16 protein-coding genes and 1 pseudogene are annotated in these 15,888 nt (G+C 56.0%); 2 read left to right on the top strand and 15 right to left on the bottom strand.

Going from position 1 to position 15,888, the window contains the following annotated elements:
- Nucleotides 1–5: 5 nt before the first annotated feature.
- Nucleotides 6–326: pseudogene (locus tag Q0X47_RS04455) on the bottom strand (respiratory nitrate reductase subunit gamma); the annotation flags it as partial.
- Nucleotides 327–422: 96 nt separating this feature from the next.
- Here Q0X47_RS04455 and Q0X47_RS04450 point away from each other — a divergent pair.
- Nucleotides 423–1,661, top strand: coding sequence for an ATP-binding protein (locus Q0X47_RS04450; protein WP_297723312.1), 1,239 nt, complete (start codon nt 423–425; stop codon nt 1,659–1,661).
- On the opposite strand, the gene Q0X47_RS04445 is transcribed toward Q0X47_RS04450, so the two are convergent.
- The 14 genes from Q0X47_RS04445 to clpX form a co-directional block, all read right to left on the bottom strand.
- Nucleotides 1,623–2,258, bottom strand: a complete 636-nt coding sequence (locus Q0X47_RS04445) for a molybdenum cofactor guanylyltransferase (protein WP_297723310.1) — start codon at nt 2,256–2,258, stop codon at nt 1,623–1,625. The genes Q0X47_RS04450 and Q0X47_RS04445 overlap by 39 nt on opposite strands.
- A gap of 134 nt (nt 2,259–2,392) precedes the next feature.
- A complete protein-coding gene (locus Q0X47_RS04440) occupies nt 2,393–3,289 on the bottom strand; it encodes an FAD:protein FMN transferase (protein WP_297723308.1) in 897 nt (298 codons plus the stop codon).
- A 5-nt stretch (nt 3,290–3,294) separates the two neighbouring features.
- The gene (locus Q0X47_RS04435; RefSeq protein ID WP_297723306.1) at nt 3,295–3,723 is read right to left on the bottom strand and encodes an FMN-binding protein; all 429 of its coding nucleotides are present in this window, start codon (nt 3,721–3,723) and stop codon (nt 3,295–3,297) included.
- Nucleotides 3,716–4,456: an ABC transporter ATP-binding protein gene (locus tag Q0X47_RS04430; protein WP_297723304.1), complete on the bottom strand. Its 741-nt coding sequence runs from the start codon at nt 4,454–4,456 to the stop codon at nt 3,716–3,718. The genes Q0X47_RS04435 and Q0X47_RS04430 overlap by 8 nt, the downstream gene beginning before the upstream one ends.
- A gap of 7 nt (nt 4,457–4,463) precedes the next feature.
- Nucleotides 4,464–5,627 (bottom strand): ABC transporter permease, encoded by a 1,164-nt coding sequence (locus Q0X47_RS04425; RefSeq protein ID WP_297723302.1) that lies wholly within the window; start codon nt 5,625–5,627, stop codon nt 4,464–4,466.
- A 6-nt stretch (nt 5,628–5,633) separates the two neighbouring features.
- Complete coding sequence (locus Q0X47_RS04420; protein WP_297723301.1) at nt 5,634–6,935, bottom strand: ABC transporter permease; 1,302 nt, start codon at nt 6,933–6,935, stop codon at nt 5,634–5,636.
- Nucleotides 6,936–6,956: 21 nt separating this feature from the next.
- The gene (locus Q0X47_RS04415) at nt 6,957–8,231 is read right to left on the bottom strand and encodes a DUF2318 domain-containing protein (protein ID WP_297723299.1); all 1,275 of its coding nucleotides are present in this window, start codon (nt 8,229–8,231) and stop codon (nt 6,957–6,959) included.
- Nucleotides 8,232–8,241: 10 nt separating this feature from the next.
- Nucleotides 8,242–8,886, bottom strand: a complete 645-nt coding sequence (locus tag Q0X47_RS04410) for an iron transporter (protein ID WP_297723297.1) — start codon at nt 8,884–8,886, stop codon at nt 8,242–8,244.
- Nucleotides 8,886–10,595, bottom strand: coding sequence for an FTR1 family protein (locus tag Q0X47_RS04405; RefSeq protein ID WP_297723295.1), 1,710 nt, complete (start codon nt 10,593–10,595; stop codon nt 8,886–8,888). Before Q0X47_RS04405 ends, Q0X47_RS04410 begins: the two co-directional genes overlap by 1 nt.
- A 137-nt stretch (nt 10,596–10,732) precedes the next feature.
- The gene (locus tag Q0X47_RS04400) at nt 10,733–11,437 is read right to left on the bottom strand and encodes an ABC transporter ATP-binding protein (protein ID WP_297723293.1); all 705 of its coding nucleotides are present in this window, start codon (nt 11,435–11,437) and stop codon (nt 10,733–10,735) included.
- On the bottom strand, nt 11,438–12,574 hold the full coding sequence (locus Q0X47_RS04395) for an ABC transporter permease (protein ID WP_297723437.1): 1,137 nt from the start codon (nt 12,572–12,574) through the stop codon (nt 11,438–11,440). It abuts the gene before it with no gap.
- A gap of 90 nt (nt 12,575–12,664) precedes the next feature.
- A complete protein-coding gene (locus tag Q0X47_RS04390) occupies nt 12,665–13,192 on the bottom strand; it encodes a DUF4418 family protein (RefSeq protein WP_297723292.1) in 528 nt (175 codons plus the stop codon).
- 124 nt (nt 13,193–13,316) lie between these two features.
- The gene (locus Q0X47_RS04385; RefSeq protein ID WP_297723290.1) at nt 13,317–13,652 is read right to left on the bottom strand and encodes a chorismate mutase; all 336 of its coding nucleotides are present in this window, start codon (nt 13,650–13,652) and stop codon (nt 13,317–13,319) included.
- A gap of 144 nt (nt 13,653–13,796) precedes the next feature.
- Complete coding sequence (clpX, locus tag Q0X47_RS04380; RefSeq protein ID WP_297723288.1) at nt 13,797–15,059, bottom strand: ATP-dependent Clp protease ATP-binding subunit ClpX; 1,263 nt, start codon at nt 15,057–15,059, stop codon at nt 13,797–13,799.
- 331 nt (nt 15,060–15,390) lie between these two features.
- Between clpX and Q0X47_RS04375 the strand changes: the two genes are divergently transcribed.
- Nucleotides 15,391–15,636, top strand: a complete 246-nt coding sequence (locus Q0X47_RS04375) for a hypothetical protein (protein WP_297723286.1) — start codon at nt 15,391–15,393, stop codon at nt 15,634–15,636.
- Nucleotides 15,637–15,888: the final 252 nt, after the last annotated feature.

Raw genomic sequence — 15,888 nt, 5'->3', positions numbered from 1 at the left:
AAAGGTTAAGCTCCGTAAGAGTGTGAATCTCGCGGTTGCGGGCGAGTCGTCACGGGCTTCCAGCCGCGCGGAGTCTTTGCTCCACGTATCCCTTCCGTGCGGGAACGATAGACCACGTAGGGACGCGTTGGGTACATAACCGGAGCGGAAACTACGTGAACCAGCCTGGTGAACGGCCAAATCGCAAACAGCAGAAGTCCGGCGATAATGTGCATTTTGAAAGAGCCAGGTACCCCCGCAAGCAGCTCCGGCTGGGGTTGGAAAGTCAGGATTGACCGCAACCAAGGGCTGATGGTTTCCCGGTAATCGTAGCCATTCGCCCCGCCTGGGAGCGAGCCGTGGTGGAGGTCACCGTCAGAAAAATGAACTATAGTTCATAAATCCATAGAAATTGGGCAAAAAATGAACTATACTTCATAAATATGAATAAACTGATTCCTCGGGATTCCTACCTGCATCAGTTGCGGGCCATAGACGCGGAGGATTCCGCTCAGAATTTAGTGCGTATCCTGACGGGAGTGCGCCGTAGCGGAAAGTCCTCTCTGCTGGCGCTTTACGAAGATTATCTGGTCAAGCAAGGAATCAAGCCGGCTCAGATAATGAGCGTGAATTTTGAAGATCTTTCACAAGACCGGTTGCGCGACGCGAGGACGTTCCACAGCTCCGTGCAGCGCGCGATCGAGGAGCAGGGTATCCGCTTTTTGCATATTGACGAAGCCCAAGAACTCGATGATTGGGCGCGAGTGTTGAACTCTCTGAGGGAAAAGTACAATCTCAGAATTACGGTGACAGGCTCGAACGCTTCTCTGTTTGCAGGAGAGGGCCTCACCTATTTGGCAGGTCGCTATATCGCCGTGGACGTCTTGCCGCTCTCTTTAGGGGAATACCGTAATTTCGCCCAAATTCCAGACTCCACCCCGCCTGAGCAGGCCTATGCACGGTGGATGCGCGCTACCCTGCCGGCACCCGCCCTGATGACTAACTCCAAAGTCCGCAACCAAGCCATGAACAGCGTGTTCGACTCTATTTTCGCGCGCGACATCGTAACTCGGGGACAGCTGCGTGATACCGATACTTTCATGAAAGTGGCGCGTTTCGTGTTTGACAACGCCGGCTCGCCGATATCACCAGGGCGGATTGCGACCCGCCTGGAATCGCAAGGTATCAAAGTTTCACCGCAAAGCGTGGACCGCTTTTTAGGTCTGATGGTCGATGCTCATATGTTTTACCCGTGCCGCCGCTACCAAACGCGCGGAGGACAATGGCTCCGCACCGGCGGAAAATACTATTTCATAGATCCGGGGTTACGCGATGTTCTGTTGGGGCACAAACAGTCAAACACCGGTCATGACTTGGAAAACATGGTGTTCCTAGAATTGCTCCGACGCGGTTACCAAGTCTCCAGCGCGGACACCCCGAAAGGGGAAATCGATTTCTTCGCCACACACGAAGGTGAAAACCGCTACATTCAAGTTGCTTTGACCGTCTTGGATTCCGCAACTTTGGCTCGGGAACTGCGACCGTTCGAAGCCTTGCCCCCCGGCTCCAGCTGCACACTCTTGACCATGGACCGTCTCCCGCTCAACACCGGAGCTGTGCAACATCTCAACGCCGCTGACTTCCTAGCGGGCGCCCCGCTCAACGGCGGGGGGAATTTCTAGGCGCGCCGCCAGTTTTCGCGCGTCTTCGGGCGTGTCGACGTCCATGCAATAATGTTGCGGGTCCGCCACCGCGGCCACCTCCAAGCGGGAAAAACCGCTGCGGATTGACCGGTTACGCACCTGATCCAGTCCCCGCAAGGCGCCCAGCCGGTAGCAACCATGCAGGTACTGGAGTCGCGTATCACCATCGTCCGCCAGCGGCGCCGCCCCAACGCAGTCCTCGAACTGTGTACACAGGTTCCCCCACAATCTTGGGGTCAGCGGAGCGTCACAAGGCATGACCGCCACCACCGCGGAATCTGGCAGGTCCCCCAACTGAGACACCCCGGCATTGAGGCCCGCCAGCGGCCCGCCCAGAGGGGGATTTTCCAACGTCAGTACTACCCCGGAGGGAACGGACAGGCGTTCGGGCGCGACCACGACCAGCCGACCGGAGAACCTGGTGCGCTCGATTTCGGCAAAAACCCAGTCAATGAGCCTGATGCCTCCCACCCGATAATCCGGTTTGGACACCCCGCCCAAACGTTTCGCGGTCCCTCCTGCCAAAATCACCACCGCGTCGGGCACGGCCGCGAGGTTTCCTGCACAGTTACACATTTACGTTCAGTCCGCCTCCTGGGGTTCGCGCTCACCCCTCGGGAGCGTTTAGGTAAATTGTAGGCTCTGTGCCGAGCTTTGGTTTGGCTACCGGCTGGGCAAAAGCCGGCGGGCTGCACCAGCCCGTTGCGGCGTCAGTCCGCCAACACGGGGCTCAGTGGCAGCGGTTCGGGCAAATCAAAGGTGATGCTCAACTGTAGCTCGGGGTCGGCAAATACCCTCCCGTTGGAAGTCATGGCGAGGGCGCGATTCGCCCCACCCAGAACGCCCTTCTGAGTCAAATCGTGCAGCAGGGGCGTGCCCCCCGCAATCAGCGCGGTAGAGAGAGCCTCGCAACCCATCGCGTCAGGTCCCACCACAAGTGCCGCGCAAATATCGGTAAACGCGAGCTGCCCGTCCAGACCGCGAATGTGGCTGCGCACCAGACTGGGGACAATATCCGTTTGCGGTAGTGCGGAAAAGGAGAGGGACTCATTTTCTATTTGCAGGTTTCCTAGGAATTCCCGGCCTGTCCAGGGAGATTGCACTCTGATGATGGCCCGGCGATCCGGTGCCACAATCGACGAACCTCCGAACGAAACCAAGACGTCGCTGCCGCCCGATTGTGCAATGAGGGAAGCCAGGTGCGCGGCCGCGTAACCTTTCGCGATACCTCCCAAATCCAGGCCCCCAGCCCCCGCTCCGTCGGTGAGACGAGCCTGTTCGCCCCGCAGTTGGAGCGTTTCGGCTCCCAAGACCAAGCACGGGAATAGTTTAAAGAACCCCCCGGTACGCTGCGACCAATCCTGAGCAGCCCGAAACACCGCAGCACAATGCGGTCCGACATTGATCCACTCGGTGTTCAAGCGGCTCACGGGTGAATCCGCCCGAAACCGCGACAAGTCGTCCTCCAACTGCTCCACCCTTTGCGGCAGGCTCACCCGGAGGACTTCCGCGACCTGGGGAGCACTGCGCCACGAGACCGTCACCAGCGTCCCCATCGCGGCAAAGGTCATCGTGGTTTCTCCGTGCAAAGTCTGCGCGAGGTGCACAACGCCTACTTTTGCGCGGTGTCCATAGCCGCCTGCACCGCGTCGAGAAACAACCGATGTGACAAGGACGCCCCGGCCACCCTATCGACCTGATTTTGATCCCCGGTCCTCTGGAACTGCTGCACATAACGCTGTTCGGCGCTGATAGCGTCTTGGGCGCGCTGGTAGAACTCCGTGTCTATCCCGCCGCTGGAGGTTTTCCCGTAATTTTCGTCGTGTACAGTCCCGTCTTTGTCATAGAGACGAAATTCAGCGTCAACCACCTGACCGTTCTTAATTGTGAAGCGAACTTTGCCGACCGTACCGTCCTCTTCGGGCTGCGAGCTGCCCGCATATTGCCCATCGGGCAACGTTGAGGCCGCCGGGTAAGTCGCGCAGCCGCTGAGGGCGACCATGCCGATAGCGAGCAATGCCCCCGCGGTCGTTTTACGCATCTTTCCCTCCTGTTTCCGACGTTTCCGGCGCTCCTGTCGTGGAATTTTGCGGCTGATTTTTTACTTCGCTGACGATTTTTCCGTGTTCCAAAATGATTTGACGCTGACCTTGCCGAGCGACGTTGGCATCGTGGGTGACGACCAGCAGGGTGGTGCCCTCCCGATGCAGCTGCGAAAAGAAGTCGATAACGATGTTTTCGTTTGCCTCGTCGAGGTTTCCGGTCGGTTCGTCCGCCAGAATGACAGAAGGGTGGTTGATGAGGGCACGAGCCACGCACACGCGCTGCTGCTCTCCTCCGGATAGTTCATGAGGGAGGTGGGTGGCGCGAGCAGACATGCCCACCCGGTCTAGTGCCTCCATCGCCTCGGCTTCATCAGGGAGGGAATGGTAGTACTGGGCCATCATCACGTTTTCCACCGCGGAAAGGTGCTTAACCAGGTGGAACTGTTGAAAGATGAGGCCAATCTTGCGGCGGCGCACCGCGGCCAATTCCAACTCACCCATCTTGTCCAGACGCTCCCCCTCCAGGTAAACCAGTCCTTCGGTGGGAGAATCCAGGCAGCCCAAAATGTTCATCAAGGTCGACTTGCCCGAACCGGACGGACCCACTACCGAGAGCCACTCGCCGCGAGTCACGTCTAGGCTGACATTATCCAGCGCCGCCAACTCGCCGTATTTTCTAGACACATTCTCGACTCGATAAATCAATTGTTCATCATTATTATCTGCCATAGCATTCTCACTCTCCACCAAGAACGTTTATAGGATTAATCCGGGCAATACGTTTAGCCGGCCACAGAGAACCGATAACCGCTACCGCTACCGAAAACACAATTGTGAGGACTATAATTATCCAGTTGATTTCTACTCGTGCCAGGAAAACTTTTTGCAATATGTAATCAGCCAGCCCAATTCCCAGCAGCACCCCTAATAAGCCTCCGAACAGCCCTAACAGCATCGACTCTCCAATCAGCTCCGTGAATACGTCCTTACTCAAAGCCCCTAAGGCCTTTTTCAATCCAATCTCACGAGCACGTTCCGAAACAATCGAACTGAGTGTTGCGGATACCGCAATCAGCATTAGGGCGGAAATAATAATACTAACTACCCAGATTAGGTTGCTCAGCGTGTGAGCGATGCGCGTCTCATTTTGGGTAGTCCGACGCACCACTTCAGCGTCAACCCCGTTGACCTTTTTTCCGATAGTTTTCGCTAAGGCGCTCAATTGGGAAGTATCACCTTTCAGGGAATATTCCACCAAACTATAGTGGTCGGCAACCCCACCCATAGCGGTGTAACTGTCCGGGCTCAACACCGCCAGGTCGTCCTCGGGGCCGCCGGTGCGCAGCAGCCCGGAAATTTCCAACTGTTTGCCAGCCCGGTTGGCATCCCCCGAGTCGTCCCCGCCGGTGTTTTCCCGCAGCTGCGCCACCTTGAGGCCAATCAGGTCGCCGACGTGCAGACGGAATTTTTCTGCGAGGTTCACCCCTAACAGGATCTGTTCGCTGCCCTGCGGCACTTTCCCGTCGATTGACCAGTAGGGTCGGACTGACCGGGCGTCGGCAAATTTCGTCACCATGAGGGGGACGGGCTGCTGACCGTAGAGCAGGTTACCGTAACTGTAGCCGGCCCGCCCCATCAGACTCTCGCCGCACTGCCGGTCGATGGCAGACACCGTTTCCCGAGTAATTACATTGGAACCTTGCGGCAACACCACCAGGTTTGCCCCAAACGAACGCAGTTCCTTAGCGATGTAATCGGGAACTGTCACCGCCACCAGCCCCAACCCGGACAGGATGGAGGCACCCATTGCGATTGCCAGGGAAGCAATCATAACCCGGGAGAAACGGTGCGCAAAGGCTTTCCAAATGATGCGCACGAACATGCGTTTGTGTGAGTTCATTCCCGCCTACTTTCTGTGCAGGACCCGCGCCGGCTGTAAAGTCACCAGCGCCCGGATTGAAGGTAAACAGCCCAGCAAAACCGTCAGCCCCACGATGACCGCCATCAAGGGGAAAACCACTGGGCGGATATTGATACTGACCCCAAATACCAGGTGTCCGACCAGTTGGGCCAGACCGATGCCGCCCACACATCCGAACGCGGCCCCGACCAGGCTCACGATGAAGGTTTCCGTCAAAATCATCAGCACCACAAACAGATTACGCGCCCCCAAAGCTTTCATCAGTCCGATTTCGGCGGAACGTTCCATCACCGAGGCAGTCACCAGGTTAGCAATACCCAGAGCGGAACCCGCCATGGCCAAAATCGCCACCAAAGTCATAATGAGCTGGGTTTTTTCCAGAATCGTGCCCTCACTGTCGGCGATTTGATGCACGGGGGTGGCCACGGCGTTGCTCATGACTTCCTCAATCTGATAGGCGATTGAGGACGTGTAAGCGGTGCAGTACCAGGTTTCCCAGTCCTCCAGAGATAGTGAGCTGGGATCGCGGGCAGCGCGGCGGGACAAGTCATTTTCCGGCGTGGTGATAGCACGCACCTCTACCCGGTCGACCTGGCCCGGACGACCCGAGAGGCTCTGAGCTACGCTCAAATCCGCAAACAGTTGCCGGTCTTCATTGGAACCGGAAGTAAGGATGCCGCTGATGGTCAAAGATTGGCTGGGCGCGGAACCGTTTTCCCCGTGCGGGGGTTTCAAGGTCAGAGAATCCCCCAGGTGCCAACCGTTTTGCTGGGCCAGTTTCGTTCCGACCATGACTTCGTCGGGGGCTTTCGGCCAGTTGCCTTGAATTTCCCACCAGTCGCGCATATCTGCCATGCCGGTATCGACTTTTTCCCCGGTGGGGATGGCTAGCTTCTTGCGAAACCATGTCCCGACTACGTCAACGTCCCGACCTGAGGAATCTGCCTTGGTTTCCAGGAACGGGGCGAAGTTTTCGATGTTGTAGGCCCAAAAAATGGTTTTCAGTTTCGCCAGCTCGGATTCCTGCAACGCTCCGGACTGGGAATTCGCCGAGCTATCCGTATCCTCGAAGTCATAGAGTTGGGAAACTACGGATTTCCCTTGCGGTAGCACTTGGATATTGGCACCGTAAGAGCCAAGTTCCTGCTTGATTTTATCCCCGACGTCCAGCATGACCGCGAGCATGGAAGTCGTGAGCCCCGCCCCTAAGAAAATCGTTAGCGCAATCATGAGGCGTTTGCCGACCTGCCGGCGCAACGCCTTGAAAATCATCCTGAAAAAGAACATGGAAACTTATACCTTAGAGCCTTAGATTATTTTGGTTTTAAAGATTTTGGCGTGCCCACTCAGCTCGTCAGCAAAAAACCGCAATTCTTTCGGGCCCACTTCATACTTAATCGGAATGGGGTTACAGCCACCGGGGAAACCAATAGTTTGAATGTTCATCATGACCCCGCAACGCCGGCAAATGACTTTCCCGCCGTCCTCGTAATAACCGGATTCACCACAAATCTCACACGCATCCAAACCGCAACCGTAAGCCACCGCGTTCTTTTGAATGACGATGAAACGGACTTGCGTCCCGTCCTCGGTCACGTAGGCGAATCGATGCAGGTGTCCATCAGACACCAGCTCCCGGCTCACAGAAACCACATTGCCTTTCACGGTGGAAGGCTCTATCGGGGATAACTCCGGAACGGCCTCCGCCACGCGCTTGCCAACGGTTAGGGCAGTAACGAAAACAACCGTGCCACCCAAAGCCAGCTCCAAAAAGTGACGGCGGGTAATCCGATCCGCTTTCACTAAACGCGCTTCCGGGCCGGAAACGTTGACGGGTTTGGAGCCGAACCAAATGGCGATGATTCCAGGAATAGCGGTCAGCACCACCAGGGCCAACAGCATGACCGTGTTGGCATTTTGAATCCACAACACGAGTTCAAAAATGGTTCGCGACCGCGGCAGGAAACCACGTGCGGCGAGCTGCTGATACAGCAGGATAGAGCGCGGACCGATGACTACCAAAAATACTGCGGTAGTAATTGCTAAACGCACCATCGCGGGAACCAGCCTGGTGGCGCGCACGTAGGCCCAGCCGGCGACGACCACCAGCAACGTCCCGAACGCAAATCCGGCAAAACGTGCCAGCGATTCCGTTTCTAACGGGGAGGACCCCATCAGCACAATTTCATCGGTCGAAAATGCGTATTCAAAGCCGAAATTGATGATGATACTGACGGCAGTCAACAGCGAGGCCACCAGCAGCGCCCTATGTTTAGCGCTCTGTTTAATGTCATAGAGGTCGGCGGCACCAAACCACCAAGACATTCCCAGGAAGCCCAGCGAGCAAATCAGCATGACTGGAACCAGATAGAAGTTCATGGTCGGAACATCTATCAGATTCGTGTTCAGCCGAAGCCATGCCAGTGTCGCCGCCGCTAGGGCTGCCACCACCAACACCACGGTGGTAATCCGAGCTACGACTCGGCGTTCCATCGGGGTGTGCGGTCGTGTTGCCAGCAAGATTGCCAGCGGCACGAACAGCGGCAGCCCATAGCGGAGGGCGACAACAAATAACTTGAGCAATGAAATCTTCTTAGAGAATCTGCCCGTCCCACTGCCAGTTCTTGAACTCGAACTTCAGCGGTTCTTTCCAGAAGCGTCCCTTGACCGCGGAGGAATCCTTACCCGTGTGCAGCATGAACTTGTCCTCCGGAGAGGGGATGGTGATGGTCACATCGTACAGACCGGGCTTGAGCTTGATGTTGTTACCGTAGTGAGGACCGTCAGAGGCAATCATCGGCATCATGGTGCCCAGGTCAGTTTCCTCACCGGTCTTTTGATCCTTAACTGTAACCTTCATATCGTCCAGGTAAGGCATGAAAGTATCCGCCGGGTACCCGAATTCTTCTGCCTTCTTGTTGGTAGAAGCATCAATCTCGAAGTGCATATCGGACTCGGAAGCCGGAGGCATCTTCATCGAGCCGTGCTCCATATCGACAGCCTGGAAATAAACAACGTTTACATTCAGCGGCCCGTTGGTTTGTTCGCCAGAATCCCCGACCGGAAGTTCATTGATACCCACAACGTTGGGATCGCTGGGGGTTTCCGGCTGTTCTTGCTCGGTCGTCGCCGGCTTAGAGTCCTGCGGCTTCGCCTGGTTGTCCGGGTTTTCGCCACAACCGCTGAGACTCGTGCCCAACGCCAGGACGGCTGCCAGAGCCAGTAGCTTCTTCTTCATTATTCTTCCTTTCCGCTGTACGCTTCGACAGCGTCTTGTGTGTTTTCCCTCGAAGAGTGTTCTTCGGGAGCTTTATCATTACTTTCCGAGATAGAGGTGTCGGGACGAGTCTCGGAGCCGCTCGCCTTAGGCTGGTCTGCTTTGGCCCGGCGGCGTTGCAGCAGAGCCAAGCCGACCAATACCGCGGCGGTAATAAGCTGGGCACCGAGGGTTTCTGCGGTGGGATAGATTCCCAGGAATACCACGGTAGGAACGGAAGACACCACATGTGCCCCGACCAAAGCAGCCTCTTGCAGCTCTTTAATCGCCCCTCCCACGATGGCTACCGCCAGCAACGCCAGCAATATCGAAGTCCACTTAAAGAACGGCTTGAGCGGCAGGCGTACCCCGAACTGCCAGACCAGCACAAATAGAATCGCCAGGATAACCGCCGCCGTCACGCCACCCGCAACGATAAACCAATAATCGCTGCGGATTTTCGCCCCGGCAACAATCGGATAAAAGAACAGGATTGTTTCGGCACCTTCCCGAGCCACGGTGAGGAATGACACAAATGCCAGGGCAAAAACACCTCCCGAGGCGGTTCTTTCGCCCGCGGTGGCCTTAATGTATTCTTCCCAACGCTTGCCACTGGACTTGCTCAGGATCCAGTTGGATACATAAATCAGCATCAGGGCGGCCGCCAGACCGGTGATGCCCTCCAGCAGTTCTTGACCCATTCCGCTCTGGACACTGGCGCTGAGCTGGCCAAACAGAATAGCCAGACCGATGGAAATGACCACGGCGATAACCACGCCCACCAGGATTCCCCGCAGCTGGTCGCGCCGTCCCGCTTTCAGCGCGTAAGTCACCAGAGCCGCTACCACCAGCAGAGCCTCCGCGCCTTCACGCAACAGAATCAGCAACGCGGCAAAGAAACCGGAAATCCCTAACGGTCCGGTATCCTGCGTTTTCGAGTCCAGGAACTGTGCGTCCTCAACGAGCTTTGCAATCAGGTCCTTGCCAAGTTTCTCCTGTTGAGCCTGGTCACGACCATCTTTGTAGCCCTGGCGCAAGTCGCTGAACATACCCTCAATCTCGGTTACCCGGCTGAAACCTTTGTGCACAATGGTGTTATTTTCAAACCCGTCGGCTTCGTAATGCCCCAGATACGCTTCGGTAGCCAGGGTGAACGCCCGGTCGGCCTGCCCCTTAACGTAAGCGCTTTGTGCCTCGGTAATGTTTTGCGCAATCGTATCAGCAACTCTGCTCCATTGATCCGCCACCTTAGGGGCTTTGACCAGCTGAGTTACCGTTTCCGTAAGCATAGTCATGACTTGGTCACAAGCTTCCCGAAGTGCCTCCGGGCTCGCACCGTCACGGCTGAGATTGCGTAAGTTCAATAGTTCGGTGACAAACTTATCGTCAACGTCACGCCCCAAAGTGTGTTTGACCTGGTCCTCCAGGCCGCTCGTCTGGTAGTTCTCATAGTAGGCTTGACGAATCAGAGTCTGGACCGCGCTCGGGTCGCCAGCTTCGGGAACCGCGTTCAGCTTTTCCTGCATCACTGCCACAACATCAGACCATTCACCAAGGTCGGAGTTTTGGGTTGCGGCCGCGCTGGGCCAGACCACTCCCCCGAAGACCAGAGCCAACACCACCGCAGAAAAACCTACAATAAACCGCAGTCCTCGCGCCCCGAGGGAAAACAGATTCCTGGTTGCGTTCACGATTCCATCAACTTCTTTCCAAATCAAAACACGATAAGGCTACAGAAAAATAGTTATTAAGGCAAGCCTCACCTAATTAATATAGCTTCCTTGGGCTGTTCCGGCCCGAGTTCATCGCAAATTTGGAGAAACTCGACTTACTGCAGCTCTTCCAAGCGACCGTTCAGCATGTCGAATCTGCGGTTGCAGTATTCATAAGCGGCCACGTCGTGCGTGACCATGACGACCGCACAGCCCTGCTGCGTCAGTTCGCGGAATAACCCCAGCACCGCCGCGGTGGAAGCCTCATCCAAATCCCCGGTAGGTTCGTCTGCCAATAGAACCTCCGGTTGGGTCATAAGCGCGCGGGCGATAGCGACTCGACGCATCTCTCCCCCGGACAACTCTGCGGGCCAAGCGTGTGTTAGGTCTACAATGTCGAGCTTTTCCAGCAAATCTAGCGCGCGATTAACGGGCAAAGACTCTACCGCCGCCGGGGACGATTGCCCCGAAGAACGCCCTTGTGCCGGCAAAGTCGCGGGCAGCACCACGTTATCCAACACATTGAGGGAACTGACCAGGGTTTGCTGCTGCGTAATCATTCCCAGACGAAACCGGCGTAGTTGGGACAGCTCCCGATCCGAGAGGCGGGACAAGTCTTGCCCTGCCACTTGAACCGTTCCTGAACTGGGCCGCAGCAGACCCATCATCAGGTTCAGCAAGGTTGTTTTCCCGTTACCCGATTTACCTGAAATTACTACAAACTGATTGGCGTCTATCTCCAGACTGACCTGGTCTACCGCGTTAAAGTAGCGGCCCCGCCGTGAAAACTTCTTCGTCACCTCACACAGTTCCAGCAGCATCTATTGACCCTCCCGCACAGCCTTGTAGGTTTCTTTTTGCAAGATGCGAATCGCTGAAACTGCGCTAGCCAGGACCGCCCCCAGGCACACCGTCACCAGGATGAGGACAGCCAGGGAACACTGGCTCCACAGGTCACTTTGCAGATAGGGCTGTTTCAAAGCCTTTTGGATAGCGTTACCGAAGGGGTGCATCAGCACTGCGCTGAAGCCCAACCCCAGTATGCTCCCGCCCACGCTAATCAACAGATTTTCCTTTAGCAACATCGTGGTGAGCATCCGCTTGGTGGCGCCCATTATCCGCAACGAGCCCAACTCTTTGCTCCGAGACATGACGCTAACCCAGTTGACAGTCACCAGCACAGCTAGGGAAACTGCCCAAAAGATAATCAGAAAAATCTGCAGCGCGCTCACAATATGTCCAACTCCCTCTTTGAGCCGGGAGCTAATCCCGTTCGCGGACACAAAGCCCAAGCCCTCCAGCTGGGGAGATTTGGAAATATACTGCGCCACGTCCTCCGGGGCGTAACCGGGCTTGACCTTTACCATTACTGCGGAAACCCGATGTCCAATCTCATTTGCGGACAAGACCGGATGTCCCACCTTTTCAGCTTGGCGTGCCAAAATCTTTGTGGTCGCCAGATTGGCAAACACGGAAGAATCCAGGTTCGTACCGGTCGGAGCCAGTCGCGCACTCACGGGGAACTCATAGTTAAACAGGCGAATCTTGCCCTGGGCGTTGATTTGGACTTTCGACCCCGCGACCAGTTCCCCGTCCTGCAAACCACGAGAATAAGTGGCTTGAATCCAGGGCTTAATCACGAAGTCTGTGTCCGGATCGATGCCGATAATTTGCAGCCTCACTTCGCAGCAACTCGCCATCAGAGAAGCAATATAGGTCTGCGTGGTGACCCGTTCCACCCCGGCAACGTTAGCAACCAAATCAGCCACATCATCTTGCAGCAGGAACCCGCTTGGCTTGCCCCCGCAAAGGTAAATATCCTTTGCGGATTGCTCAAACTGAGAGGGCACGACCATTATGTCCGCCCCCAGGCGTTCTTTGACCGATGACAGCCCCTGACTGAGGTTCAACGAGACCATCCCCGCCGCAAACGTTATCCCGCTGAGCAAGACTGCCACCAAGAACAGTCCTAAGCTGCGATAACGGTAATATTTAAGATTGCGAAAAGGGAGTTTGCCCCAGGTGATTTGGCTGCTTTGCATGACGGATTAGGCCGTCGCTTTCTGAGCCACCGGGCGCTTCTTTTGATCCAGGAATATCGCCGCGCCGACTGCCAGGATTCCTATACAGCTCAGCGCTAACAGCGTGGGCATGGCATACACGTTGCAAGACATTTCCTCGTTTTTGCACACGCCAATCAGCACGGTGACAATCAAGATTTCCAGCACATAAATGAGCGCTGCACTGATGTTCAAACCGGTACGAATCTGAGCGTTCACGAAAAACGCAATCAATCCGATGACCAACAGGAGGATTCCAATCCCCAAGCTGGCTTGAGCAGTCCAGTAGCACGCCATGTGCTGATGAGCTTCACCCATCGCTTTACCAGCCTGACCCATATGATCCATATGATCCATATTTTCCATGCCGCCGGAGCCTTTCATCCCGGACATATGTTCCATGCCGGAGCTGTGTTTGGCAGCGAACTCGCAAACCGGCGCAAAAGTCCGGGGCGCGATGGCAATGAGCAGGCCCAACACGATGGTAGGCAGCGAACCGATGATTCTATCTTTCATGCGAATTTCTCCTTAAGATTTAACGACGCTGCCAATCATGACATAATGCAAAACAATTGGCAAGGCTTGCCTTACCTAATTAGCGAGAAATCTGCTTTCATCTGCGAAAAATAACGCGCAAATGTTAATGACAGGGCGTTTCGCGCACCGCTTCGTGGTGGCGGATGACCTCGTCCACGATGAAACGCAGGAACTTCTTGGCGAACTCGGGGTCGAGCCCTGATGAGACAGCCAAAGCCTGGAGGCGCGCCACCTGCTGCGCCTCACGCTCGGGATCAGCCGGCGGCAAATCCAGGCGCGCCTTTAGCTGACCGACTTTTTGGGTGCAACGAAACCGCTCCGCCAGCAGATGCACCAGCGCGGCGTCGATGTTGTCGATGGTGGCGCGGTATTCCTTGAGTTCCGCAGGGGTTTGCGGCGGGTTCGCGGCGATAGCTTCTTCGGCGTGCGCAGTGTTCATTGTTGCCCCTTCACTAGGTTCCCCTCTCACTTTACCGGGTCACCGCGCCGCGGCGGAGAGTTTCTCGAAACGTGAAACGGAGCCGCCCCCAGAAAAATGGCAACCTCGGCGTGAACCCGCTCGGGGAACCTTGTGACGTAAATGTTAGGCGGTCTTAGCGACCGAACCGCCGTGGATGTCCTGCAGCACGTAGGTGGGCTCGGCGCCCTCAAAAACGCACTCCGCCTCGATGATGACTTCTGCGACATCGTCGCGTGAGGGCAGGTCAAACATGATTTGAGAGAGGGTGTTTTCCATCAGGGTCGACAGCGAACGCGCCCCGGTACCGCGCTTCTCAGCCAGCTCGGCCACCGCGTGAATCGCCGCATCGGTGAAAGTCAGTTTCACCCCGTCGAGCTCAAACAGATGCTGGTATTGCTTTAAGATGGCGTTCTTGGGCTCGGTCAAAACGCGGGACAAATCGTCAACGTCCAGGGCCGACACATTGGTAATGACCGGCAAACGGCCGATGAACTCCGGAATCAAACCGAACTTGTGCAGGTCGTCGGGGGTCACTTTGGCGAACAGGTCACCGTGTTCCTTTACGGACTTGAGATCCGAGCCAAACCCGGTGGAGCGCTGCCCCAACCGAGCTTTCACAATTTCGTCGAGACCGGCAAACGCCCCGGCGGCAATGAACAGGATCGAGGAGGTATCAATCTCGATAAATTCCTGATGCGGGTGTTTTCGCCCGCCCTGCGGCGGCACGGAGGCGGTGGTGCCCTCGATAATCTTTAGCAGAGCCTGCTGCACGCCCTCGCCGGACACGTCACGAGTAATGGAGGCGTTTTCGCCCTTGCGGGAAATCTTGTCGATTTCGTCAATATAGATAATGCCGCGTTCCGCCTTTTTCACGTCCCCATCGGCGGCTTGAATCAAGCGCAACAAGATGTTTTCCACGTCCTCGCCCACGTAGCCGGCTTCGGTCAGGGCGGTGGCGTCCACGATACAGAACGGAACTTTCAACAATCGCGCCAAAGATCTCGCCAGGTGTGTCTTTCCGGTTCCGGTGGGGCCAAGTAGCAGGATATTCGACTTCGTCAGCTCCATGCCGGTGTCTTCGCCGTGGCGTTGGGCGCGCACCCGCTTGTAGTGGTTATAGACCGCTACGGACAGGGCGCGTTTCGCGTTTTCCTGACCAATCACGTATTCCTGCAGGAAATCAAAGATTTCATGGGGCGTCGGCAGGACGTCCAGCCCACCCGCGGGGCTGCCATCGAGTTCCTCGGCGATAATGTCGTTGCACAGCTCGATGCACTCATCGCAGATGTACACGCCAGGACCGGCGATGAGCTTACGAACCTGACGCTGGGACTTTCCACAGAAAGAACACTTCAGCAGGTCGACCGATTCGGCAGTGCGTGACATGAGTTCCTCTCATAGACGAGTTCAGGCTGATTACGATTCTATGGTTTTAGAGGTTTTTATTCTCGTTAACACGCCTTTGAGGGCCAATCCGTCGACTTCGCGGTGCAGCTCGGCGGGTTTATGGTGTTCTGTAAAGTGTTTCGGGCAAGGAATTTGCGTCGGCTCCGCGCGAGGCTTCTGGTGCCGGACGGGTAGCGCCGCACCTACCATTGCCGGTAGTTAAATACCCACATTTGTAGGTATATTTGTGCTGGCTGCCTTATTAGTATTAAGCAGTTTCCGGGATTAACTTTCCGGGACATCAGAAAGTCATAAATATGAGGGGGGCGCGATGCCTGACGTAATTGCTTACTTATTCATTGGTCTGGGAGTGCTGTCCGGCCTGTCCATGGTAGTTTTTCGCAACAAAGTCAACGGTACCGCCCAGACTTGGACGGTTCTGCTAGCCGGGGTAATAATCATTGCCTTGGCAATCTTGAATGTCATGCAAGTTCTGCCTCCTATCAGCAACGTGGCCATAATCTGCATCAGCCTGGGGGCAGTGGTCAGTGTCTTCTCTAGGAAATCATCAAACTGATAGACCCGTGGCGCGGCGGCGAACCCGACCTAGCGGCGAGTCGAGCGACCGATTAGCAACGCCCGCCCCGCGCTTCTGAACAGTGGGCACCTCAAGGCACATCAGTACAAACAAAACTAACCAAGTCCAACCAAGGCTAACCACAGCCAAAAAATCACGTGGCTCCACGCTATCAAAGCGTGAAGCCACGTTTCTGGCAAGTCACAATCAGCTCGAGCTGCCTTTACGCGGCTCCAGCACCTGGTCAATCAG

This window comes from uncultured Mobiluncus sp., from assembly GCF_947254095.1.
GTDB lineage: Bacteria > Actinomycetota > Actinomycetes > Actinomycetales > Actinomycetaceae > Mobiluncus.
This window is presented reverse-complemented; position numbering and strand designations above follow the sequence as displayed.

Excerpts from the sequence above, each read along its gene's own strand:
- Q0X47_RS04450 (WP_297723312.1), top strand. The coding sequence starts at position 423 with ATGAATAAACTGATTCCTCGGGATTCCTACCTGCATCAGTTGCGGGCC.
- Q0X47_RS04385 (WP_297723290.1), bottom strand. The coding sequence starts at position 13,652 with ATGAACACTGCGCACGCCGAAGAAGCTATCGCCGCGAACCCGCCGCAA.
- Q0X47_RS04430 (WP_297723304.1), bottom strand. The coding sequence starts at position 4,456 with ATGGCAGATAATAATGATGAACAATTGATTTATCGAGTCGAGAATGTG.
- Q0X47_RS04425 (WP_297723302.1), bottom strand. The coding sequence starts at position 5,627 with ATGAACTCACACAAACGCATGTTCGTGCGCATCATTTGGAAAGCCTTT.
- Q0X47_RS04375 (WP_297723286.1), top strand. The coding sequence starts at position 15,391 with ATGCCTGACGTAATTGCTTACTTATTCATTGGTCTGGGAGTGCTGTCC.
- Q0X47_RS04400 (WP_297723293.1), bottom strand. The coding sequence starts at position 11,437 with ATGCTGCTGGAACTGTGTGAGGTGACGAAGAAGTTTTCACGGCGGGGC.
- Q0X47_RS04420 (WP_297723301.1), bottom strand. The coding sequence starts at position 6,935 with ATGTTCTTTTTCAGGATGATTTTCAAGGCGTTGCGCCGGCAGGTCGGC.
- Q0X47_RS04410 (WP_297723297.1), bottom strand. The coding sequence starts at position 8,886 with ATGAAGAAGAAGCTACTGGCTCTGGCAGCCGTCCTGGCGTTGGGCACG.
- Q0X47_RS04435 (WP_297723306.1), bottom strand. The coding sequence starts at position 3,723 with ATGCGTAAAACGACCGCGGGGGCATTGCTCGCTATCGGCATGGTCGCC.
- clpX (WP_297723288.1), bottom strand. The coding sequence starts at position 15,059 with ATGTCACGCACTGCCGAATCGGTCGACCTGCTGAAGTGTTCTTTCTGT.
- Q0X47_RS04390 (WP_297723292.1), bottom strand. The coding sequence starts at position 13,192 with ATGAAAGATAGAATCATCGGTTCGCTGCCTACCATCGTGTTGGGCCTG.
- Q0X47_RS04445 (WP_297723310.1), bottom strand. The coding sequence starts at position 2,258 with ATGTGTAACTGTGCAGGAAACCTCGCGGCCGTGCCCGACGCGGTGGTG.